This window comes from Nostoc sp. FACHB-133 (assembly GCF_014698055.1).
Classification (GTDB): Bacteria; Cyanobacteriota; Cyanobacteriia; order Cyanobacteriales; family Nostocaceae; genus Nostoc.
The window spans coordinates 1-9,467 of sequence record NZ_JACJSH010000118.1; the positions used below are offsets into that span (position 1 = coordinate 1).

Consider the following 9,467-nt stretch of genomic DNA (forward strand, 5'->3'; position numbering starts at 1 on the left):
CCAAACAGTTTGTTGCTGAAGGTGCCTATGTCTACATCACAGGTCGTCGCCAAGTCGAACTGGATGCTGCTGTGGAAGCCATTGGTAAAAATGTTACGGCTGTGCAGAGCGATGTTTCTAATCTGGCAGACCTAGATCGTCTGTTTGCCACCATTAAGCTTGAGCAAGGACACCTCGATATCATTTTCGCTAATGCTGGCGTTGGACAAATTGCTCCACTTGGAGCAATCACTGAGGAACACTTTGACAAAACATTCAACATAAATGTCAAAGGTTTGCTGTTCACTGTACAAAAGGCACTGCCACTGTTGCCAGAGGGCGCTTCTATTATCCTGAATGCTTCGATTACTTCTATAAAAGGTACGCCAGCATTCAGTGTTTACAGCGCCACCAAAGCCGCAGTGAGATCATTTGCTCGGAATTGGATACTCGACCTCAGAGAACGCAAGATTCGGGTGAATGCCATTAGCCCTGGTGTGGTTCCGACTCCTGGTTACGATCATTTGGGACTGAATGACCAGCAGTTGCAAGAATTCGTGGACAGCCAAGCTGTCACTATTCCATTAGGGCGAGTCGGCACACCCGATGAGATTGCCAAAGCGGTTGTTTTTCTGGCTTCAGATGACAGCAGCTTTGTAAACGGAATTGAGTTGTTTATTGATGGCGGTATGGCACAGATTTGAAATCCAAAAGGAGTTAAAGATGAAGCTTATCTCTGTTAATGTTGGCCTGCCGCGTGAAGTGACCTGGAAAGGAAAACCCATCCGCACTGGAATTTTCAAAGAGCCAGTTAATTCGAGAGTGATGGTGCGTGAACTCAATTTAGATGGCGATCGCCAAGCGGATCTCACCGTTCATGGCGGAGTTGACAAAGCAGTTTATGTCTATCCCTTTGAGCATTACGACTACTGGCGAGATGAATTGCCTGACACAGAGTTAACGCCAGGAATCTTTGGTGAAAATTTCACAGTTACAGGATTGAGAGAAGAAGAATTAAACATTGGGGATCGCTTTAAAATCGGCAGTGTGGAACTAATGGTGACTCAACCGCGCTTACCCTGCTACAAACTAGTAGTCTGCCAACCCAAAAATGCTAAGTGAGGACTGGGGAAAGGGAACCCCATAACTAAAGTTAGGGGCTTGATACGAGGACGCTGTATTTCTCGTACTACGTATCTGGAAATACATCTTTTTTCCTTCTCCATGTTTAAAAACAGGGGCTTGCGCCCTTTCCCCCTTGCCCTTTCCCCCTCTTCGGTCGTCAGGATGTGAGATAGATCGACCTGTCGTAAAACGCCATCATGTCACTTTTATCACTTACAAGGAGTAATCCTATGACGACATATCGCACAGTTTCCATCGATGGTTTAGATATCTTCTACCGTGAAGCTGGTTCCCGTGATAATCCAACGATTTTGCTATTGCACGGCTTCCCAACGTCATCTCACATGTTCCGTAATCTCATACCTGCCCTGACTGATAAATTCCATCTCGTTGCACCTGATTATCCTGGCTAAGGCAACAGTTCGATGCCAACTATAAATGAGTTTGATTACACGTTTGATCGCTTGGCTGAGATTGTGGAAAAATTCATTTCTGCGATCGCTCTCAAAAAGTACAGCCTCTATGTGATGGATTATGGCGCACCCATTGGCTATCGGATTGCCGCTAAATATTCAGAGCGTGTGCAATCTCTGATTGTTCAAAATGGTAATGCTTACGAGGAAGGTCTACGCGAATTCTGGGAGCCAATTAAAGCATACTGGCAAGAGCGATCGCCTGAGAATGCTGAAAAGCTCAAATATCTTGTCACTCTGGAAGCGACGAAGTGGCAATATACCAACGGTGTTCGCAATCTAGAAGAAATCAGCCCCGATACCTGGACTATCGATCAACATTTCCTCGATCGACCTGGCAACGGTGAGATTCAACTGGCACTGCTGTATAGCTATGGTACCAATCCACCCCTCTATCCCCAATGGCAAGAGTATTTCCGCCAGTATCAACCCCCTACCCTGATTGTTTGGGGCAAAAACGACCACATCTTTCCTGCTGACGGTGCTTATCCCTACCAGCGTGATTTGAAAGACGTTGAGTTCCATCTACTCGATACCGGACATTTTGCCCTGGAAGAGGATGGGGATGCGATCGCAAACTATATCGATCAATTTCTCACATCACGGCTGCAATCCGTTCTCGCCTAATCTATGTAGTAAAGATTAGCTGGAATCGTCAAAAAATGACCAAATAAAAAATACCTACTTTACGCGATGTGCGACTTATGGTTTTGTTACAAATGGGCAGGGATGTAAACGATTGAAAAGAAAAATCCCACAGACTGCTAATTAACAGGAAAATTTGTTCCAGTTGACAGAGAGTGGGAATCATGTTTTCTATCGAAGAGTTTATCATTGCCGTGTTCTGTTGTGTGGACGATTTACTAGTGGAGATTACAGAAGTTTACCCAGTGATTCGACGAGGCTTTGCACCTAGTTTGAGTGCCAGTGAAGTCATGACAATGGAAATTGTGGCAGAGTATTTGGGTATTGATGCAGAAAAAGACATCTGGAAGTACTTTCATCGCCATTGGTTAGGGTGGTTTCCTGCGCTCAAAAGTCGTAGTGCTTTCATTCGCCAAGCGGCTAATTTCTGGCAATACAAGCAATTAGTACAACAAAAGTTAGCAGCAAAATTGGGTGCATTCGAGTGTGAGATTCATTTGATTGATGGACTACCAATGCCTTTGTGTTCCTTCAATCGTGCGCCAAGATGTCGTAGTTTTAGAGCCGAAGCGGATTACGGTTTTTGTGCCGCCAAAAAACAAACCTACTATGGGTTTCACGGACACTTAATTGTCAGCGTTACAGGTGTCATCAGTGGCTTTACTCTGACTCGAGCAAATGGTAGCGAACGAGAGGCACTGTGGGATTTGGTTAGTCGGATTCGTGGTGAATTGATTGGCGACAAGGGCTATTTGAGCCAGTTTCTCGCTGAAGAACTTGCACAAGTGGGTATTATTTTACGCACTCCACTTCGTTCCAATATGTCCCAATCTAGCAACCAAGCTTGCATTCACCTACAGCAACGTTTTCGTCGGCTAATTGAAACTGTTATTGGACAACTTGTTGAACGATTCAACATCGAAAAAATTCGCGCAAGAGATATGTGGCACTTAACCAGTAGAATCAACCGCAAAATTTTAGCTCATACCCTTTGCTTTTGGCTTAATCGCCATAACTGTGATCCTCTTCAATTCGATGAACTTGTTACGCAATATTAAGTCGCACATCGCGTTACTTTTGTAAGGGCTTTTATTGAAAAATTAAGGAGAATTGGTCTACTATTCCGATTTTTTCATCCATCGTAACGATATCTGAGGAGATCGACATGACAACAACGAGCAATTCCGATTTTGCTGCCCGCGAGGCACTACGCCTGCTCGGTCCCGATCCTGAAAACTGGGTACCCGATCGCCCTGGCATCGATCACAATGTCACTATAATAGGTGGCAGCGGTAGCGGTAGCACCTTTGTATTTGCGCTACGACGTGCTGGGATCGGTCGCGTAACGGAGATCGATGCAGCCGATGACGAGGCTCATGCAGGCGTGTGGTTGACGCGAGCGCGGATGAGAACGCTCCGCACACCGAAACATCTGCCTGGGCCAGAACTAGGCATCCCAGAATTGTCCTTTCAAGCCTGGTACGAAGCGCGGCACGGTGCGGCAGCCTACGCAAAGATCGATCGCATTGAGCGAGTAGCTTGGGCTGAGTACCTCAGTTGGTATCGGCATTTCCTGGGTATCCAGGTTCGTTACCAGACGAAGTTGGTGCGGATTGAACCAGTCGCAGGTTTCTTCCGCCTACACCTTGAGGTAAACGGTGTCCCGCAGATAGAGACTACGCGCAAAATTATCTTCGCCAATGGCGTGGCTGGCACGGGTGGTCCGTACATACCTCCAATACTGGCTGACTTACCCCGCACGTTGTACGCACATACCGCCGATGCCATCGATTTTGAAGCACTGCGCGGTAAGACTGTGGCGGTGCTGGGTGCGGCGGCTTCAGCTTTTGATGCAGCAGCAGTGGCGCTGGAATCGGGAGCTAAGGCAGTACATCTATTTGTACGGCGATCGGCGATCGCATCTCTGTCAGTCCTTCGGGTACGGGATTACCCTGGTGCTTACGACAACTATCCCCAACTACCCGATGCAGCCCGCTGGTTCCAGGCTTGGCACTTTCGTCAAGCAGGCACCGCGCCACCCCCGAACTCGATTAAGCGAGCGATCGCTTTCCCGAACTTTCACATCCATCTATCTGCACCTTGGAAATCGGCACGGAAACTGGGTGATCGCATTGCCATCGAGGTGAACGATGATATTTTCGAGTTTGATTTTGCGATCGCTGGCACTGGTTACTTCGTTGACCCAACAAAGCGTCCCGAACTAGCCGACTTTGCCCAGCATATTGCCCTCTGGCGCGATCGCTACCAGCCACCAGAAGACCTGCACGACGACGGTTTGGGGGCACATCCTTACCTCGGTAGCGCCCACGAATACCAAGAAAAAGTACCTGGCACTGCCCCTTATCTGAAAGACATTCACGTATTTAATCCTGCTGGTTTGGTCAGCTTCGGATTGCCGGTTGGTGACATCCATAGCATCCGCCGCGACGTACCTGCAATAGTATCGCGCATCAGTCACGACTTGTTCTTTAAGGATTGGGCGCATCATGAGGCACGTATTACAGGTGATATTGCCCCCGATTTTGAGGACTCGCTCTATGCTGCTGCGGTGTGGAAACAACCGATCGAGGCAGCGACCCGCTAGGCCGACAACCTTTTCACCAGTAACAAATAATTCCGGCTGGGAAACGATGCCAGTAGAAAGCGATCGCCGTTTCACGACCGCTGCCGATCGAGCATCACTGTTAAACCAATTCACTTAACAGTGTCATTTCAACAGATTGTTTACTAATTATCAAAGGAGAATGTCATGGTTGCTCAAGTAAATTCACAAGCAAAGATTTTGGAAGTTGCAGACGATCCACGTCTTTCTAAAGGAGTGAAGGCATTTTTGAAAGTGCTGAACTCAGGAGGTGTGCCTCTAGAGACATTACCTCCACTCGAAGCGCGTCAAGTTCTCGTGGATGCACAGGCTTCCGTTCCAGTAGACCTTTCAGGCATTGAAGAGTCTGAGAAGACAATTACTGCTGACGGTTATTCGATTACGCTCAACATCGTGCGACCGGAAGGAGTCAAAGGCACATTGCCTGTTTTCATCTTTATTCATGGTGGGGGTTGGATACTGGGTGATTATCCAACACACAAGCGCATGGTTCGCGATCTGGTTGTGCTTTCAGGGTTTGCAGGGGTCTTTGTCAACTACACGCGCACGCCAGATGCTCAGTACCCACAGGCGATCAATGAGATTTATGCTGCAACCAAATGGGTTGCCGAGCATGGTGAGGAGATTGGGGTGGATGGCAAGAATCTGGCAGTGGTCGGCAACAGTGTCGGCGGAAATATGACAGCAGTCACGGCTTTGAAGGCGAAAGAAAACGGAGGGCCACACATCAAGTTACATATCATGATGTGGCCAATCGTCGATGCCGATTTTGAAACGAATTCTTATCATCAATTCGGCGACAAACGGTACCTAACCGTACCCACGATGAAGTGGATGTATGACCTGTACATCCCTGACCCAGAAAAGCGCAAAGACATCTACGCATCTCCCTTACAAGCGACGGTTGAACAACTCAAAGGCTTGCCTCCAGCATTAATTGTGGTTGCAGAGAGCGATATTTTGCATGACGAAGGCACAGCCTACGGACGCAAGCTCGATGAAGCTGGGGTAGAGGTGACAACGGTGCAGTACAACGGCATGATTCATGACTTTGGACTGCTCAATGGTTTAGCCGAACTGCCACAAGTCCGCTCTCTGTTTGTTCAAGCTGCTGCTGAATTGAAGAAACATCTGCAATAGGATGCGATCGATGTTTTTGGGGAAAGGAAAAGACGCTCCTCCATCGCTTTGCTGCTTACTGAGTTAGCGTAGGGGAAAAGGGTAAAGCAGAATGGCACTAAGTTAAGACACAGCCCTCGCCGTTACTAGTTCCTAGCCTCTAGAGTGGGAACTAATTCTGAGAGCCTCCGCCTCCAAAGGGTTGATCAGAGGCAGAGCCTCTCGAAATACATTCCCAGCCTACAGACTGTGAACCAGGTAAAACAAGACTTTCGGCTTATCTTAGTGCCATTTGATCGTAATACAAACTACTCTCAGGTAATTACCTGCTTTGACACCCTCACCGACCTATTTACCACATTCCATGTAAAGCCGTCCTTTATGACGGAGTTTCTACCCATTTTTCTGATGAACAGCCACACACCGAGCGCTAGGGACATTATTGGATCATCACCGTTGATTGCGATTGAAAACGAAGAACCACCCAAGCTGATTGTCGATCCACCGCTTCCCGAACCACTGGCACAGGGACGTGTTTTCATCCAGTACCGGACGGAGAATTTGCGTATCTTGCCAGTGTTTGGCAAAGGTGCCCTCGAAGTATCGCCGCGCATCGGTCATATCCACATCACCGTTGACGACGCGCCGTGGCACTTTGTCGATGCCAGTGGGGAAACGATCATCCTGGTCGGACTGGAACCTGGCGTACACAAGGTGCTGATCGAACTAGCTGACCCCACGCACAAAGTAATCACTAGCGAAACTGTGGAGTTCACGCTGCCCGATTTTAAGAAATCATCATGAAAAAACTAGAGGGAAAAATCGCAGTTGTGACGGGGGCTTCTGCGGAAACGCTGCACATCGCGGGTGGTAGTCATTGATCTGTATTAAACTGCTTTTGAGGTAATTCGGTCGGCACGCACTTACAGCAGAATTCAGAATCCAGAAGTAAAACAGGTTTCATACCTGGCTTTGGGACTTAGTTTGTGTACTCCACCAACTTGAAATCTGCTGTAAATTTAATCTAACCATGCTGAGACGTTGGCGTACCACTCCGTGGAAGCAAGCTACGCGGAGCGTCTCCAAGAGTTGCCTCTCGGAACGAGAATCGCGATTCTACCGCTTACATACTATGAACAACCCTGAAAATTCTCGACTACCCCTGCCGCCTTTTGATCATGAATCCGCTATCCAAAAAGTCCGAATTGCAGAGGATGCTTGGAACACACGTAACCCGGAACTAGTATCACTCGCTTACACGTCGGATAGCGTTTGGCGTAACCGTTCAGAATTTCTATGTGGTCGTGAGGCGATCGCACAATTCTTAACACGTAAGTGGCTTAAAGAATTGGACTACCGACTGATCAAAGAGCTTTGGGCTTTTCAAGACAACCGCATTGCTGTCCGATTTGCTTACGAATGGCATGATGATTCCGGCAACTGGTTTCGCTCTTACGGCAATGAGAATTGGGAGTTTGACGAACATGGATTCATGCGATGGCGTATTGCCAGCATCAACGACCTGCCAATTTCAAAGAGCGATCGCAAATACCACTGGATATTAGGTCGTCGTCCTGACGATCACCCCGGATTGTCAGACCTCAATTTTTGAAAAGCCCAACGACCATATCACCCAGTTTTTATCCTACAAAAAGTCCACTGCTATGAATGCAAACAACGGCATCATCAGCCAGATCAGCCCGTATGCAGTGACCGAAACTATCGATCGCTTTGCAGCCATCCTTCAAGCAAAAGGCATCACCGTTTTTGCCCGCATCAATCAACAGGCTGAAGCCGAAAAAGTCGGACTTAGCCTACCTCCTACACAGTTGTTGCTGTTTGGCAACCCGAAAGCCGGAACTTCCCTCATGGTGGCAGAACCAACAATCGCCTTGGATTTACCCCTGAAAGTACTGGCATGGGAAGCGACTGACGGCAAGGTGTGGGTAAGCTACAACGATCCTAATTACTTAAAACAGCGATTTTCTCTCTCCGATGAGTTGGTGAAAAATATCGCTATCATTGCACCTTTAATCTATCAAGCACTTAGTTCCGCTTATCATAAATAAGTCGCAGAATTAACACGCGATGGCGCAAAGCGCCCGCCCAAAAGGCGATCGCACCTTGGCGTTTTTGAAACAGCATTTAGCCAGTGGTGTCAAAGTCTGAAATGGGGTCACTATTGCCAGATAATTCGCCCACCGCGATCGCCCTGGCAAGATATTCTGATTTGGAATCACTGGAAAAACGCTGCATATCGCGAGTGGTTTTTAAGAAAGAGAACGGTGAAAATCAACAAGCAACGAGAAAAACCATGAATATCAACAAGAATGACACCGCAGTAGTTGTCATAGATCCGCAAAACGATGTCTTGAGCGAAAAAGGGGTTTCCTGGGATTTGGTGGGTGAGAGTGTTAAGGATAACAAGACCATCGAAAACATTGAGCGAATCTTCAAAGCCGCGAAGCAGAATGAATTCGAGGTTTTTATCTCCCCTCATTATTACTACCCCACCGACCATAATTGGAAATTTGCCGGAAACCTAGAGCAAATGATGCTTGAGGTTAAGGAGTTTGATCGCCGTGGTGCATTGAGCCTCGATGGATTCCTGGGATCGGGTGCTGACTGGCTCGATCGCTACAAGCCTTTTATTGAGGATGGTAAGACGATTGTGGCCAGTCCCCACAAAGTCTATGGGCCGCAAACTAACGACCTCGTTTTGCAACTACGTAAACGCAACATCAGCAAAATCATTTTACTCGGAATGTTGGCAAATCTTTGTGTTGAAGCTCACCTACGCGAATTGCTCGAACAGGGATTTGAGGTTCTTGTTGTCAAAGATGCAACAGCAGCCCCTCAGCATCCGCAACTGGGTGACGGCTATAAGGCAGCACTGATCAACTTTGGCTATATCGCCAATGCAGTCCTTTCTACAGATGAAGTTGTAGCAGCAATGCAGTAATGTCAAACTCATCAATTTTACAAAACTCATGAAAACATCCGCGTTACTTCTTGCTCTGCCAATCAGTATCTTAGCTAATTTTTCCTTAAGAGCTTCTGCTGATTCTACTGCTGGCATTATCCTGAGTACAAAATGCCGGGGTGGGTATAACATCAATATTTGGCAGAATTATAATTCCGGTGAACTACTCTATCGCGCAACCAGTCCCAACGGTAATTTAAGTTTGGGCAAAGGAACTAGGCAAGCGACAGAAGGTGTTCGAGTGTATAAGTTTCGGAATAGAAATTATGAATATTCGGTGTGGGATGGCACGTTAGATAATCCGCAGGCTGGAACTTTAGAGGTGTATAAAAACAACCGTATTGTGATGAAGCAAGCTTGTAGAAAAAGTTGAATCCTAAGCACGGGTGTTATGAACTTTTTGGAAACCCAGCTAAGGTAAGCATCTTGAGTTACGCTCGCCAAATACGTTATTGCTAAAACCCTCTTAGTTAGCCAGTTTTTCTAAAATTCATAACACCTTCTAGAAATAGTATTCACC

The 9,467-nt window shown here is 47.2% G+C and carries 11 protein-coding genes and 1 pseudogene; 11 read left to right on the forward strand and 1 reads right to left on the reverse strand.

Going from position 1 to position 9,467, the window contains the following annotated elements; all coding sequences use genetic code 11:
• The 9 genes and pseudogenes from H6G86_RS36770 to H6G86_RS36810 form a co-directional block, all read left to right on the forward strand.
• The coding region (locus H6G86_RS36770) for an SDR family oxidoreductase (protein ID WP_190938500.1) at window positions 1-683 on the forward strand (683 nt) is incomplete at its 5' end.
• Between the two features lie 19 nt (window positions 684-702).
• Complete coding sequence (locus H6G86_RS36775; protein WP_242065164.1) at window positions 703-1,101, forward strand: MOSC domain-containing protein; 399 nt, start codon at window positions 703-705, stop codon at window positions 1,099-1,101.
• A 233-nt stretch (window positions 1,102-1,334) separates the two neighbouring features.
• Window positions 1,335-2,204, forward strand: a pseudogene (locus tag H6G86_RS36780) (alpha/beta fold hydrolase).
• Window positions 2,205-2,386: 182 nt separating this feature from the next.
• Window positions 2,387-3,280, forward strand: coding sequence for an IS982 family transposase (locus H6G86_RS36785; protein WP_190938501.1), 894 nt, complete (start codon window positions 2,387-2,389; stop codon window positions 3,278-3,280).
• A gap of 107 nt (window positions 3,281-3,387) precedes the next feature.
• Window positions 3,388-4,827 carry a flavin-containing monooxygenase gene (locus H6G86_RS36790; protein ID WP_190938502.1) on the forward strand — a complete coding sequence of 480 codons (1,440 nt, stop codon included), beginning with the start codon at window positions 3,388-3,390 and terminating at the stop codon, window positions 4,825-4,827.
• A gap of 165 nt (window positions 4,828-4,992) precedes the next feature.
• A complete protein-coding gene (locus H6G86_RS36795) occupies window positions 4,993-5,985 on the forward strand; it encodes an alpha/beta hydrolase (protein ID WP_190938503.1) in 993 nt (330 codons plus the stop codon).
• A 228-nt stretch (window positions 5,986-6,213) separates the two neighbouring features.
• Window positions 6,214-6,768, forward strand: a complete 555-nt coding sequence (locus tag H6G86_RS36800; protein ID WP_199338568.1) for a DUF6130 family protein — start codon at window positions 6,214-6,216, stop codon at window positions 6,766-6,768.
• A 226-nt stretch (window positions 6,769-6,994) separates the two neighbouring features.
• Complete coding sequence (locus H6G86_RS36805) at window positions 6,995-7,576, forward strand: nuclear transport factor 2 family protein (RefSeq protein WP_199338569.1); 582 nt, start codon at window positions 6,995-6,997, stop codon at window positions 7,574-7,576.
• A 52-nt stretch (window positions 7,577-7,628) separates the two neighbouring features.
• Complete coding sequence (locus tag H6G86_RS36810) at window positions 7,629-8,033, forward strand: DUF302 domain-containing protein (protein ID WP_190938505.1); 405 nt, start codon at window positions 7,629-7,631, stop codon at window positions 8,031-8,033.
• 9 nt (window positions 8,034-8,042) lie between these two features.
• On the opposite strand, the gene H6G86_RS38460 is transcribed toward H6G86_RS36810, so the two are convergent.
• Entirely contained in the window at window positions 8,043-8,204 is a 162-nt protein-coding gene (locus tag H6G86_RS38460; RefSeq protein WP_206758465.1) for a hypothetical protein, read from the reverse strand.
• A gap of 74 nt (window positions 8,205-8,278) precedes the next feature.
• Between H6G86_RS38460 and H6G86_RS36815 the strand changes: the two genes are divergently transcribed.
• Both H6G86_RS36815 and H6G86_RS36820 read left to right on the forward strand, forming a co-directional pair.
• Entirely contained in the window at window positions 8,279-8,926 is a 648-nt protein-coding gene (locus H6G86_RS36815; protein WP_190938507.1) for a cysteine hydrolase family protein, read from the forward strand.
• Between the two features lie 28 nt (window positions 8,927-8,954).
• Window positions 8,955-9,320, forward strand: a complete 366-nt coding sequence (locus tag H6G86_RS36820) for a hypothetical protein (protein WP_199338570.1) — start codon at window positions 8,955-8,957, stop codon at window positions 9,318-9,320.
• Window positions 9,321-9,467 lie beyond the last annotated feature (147 nt).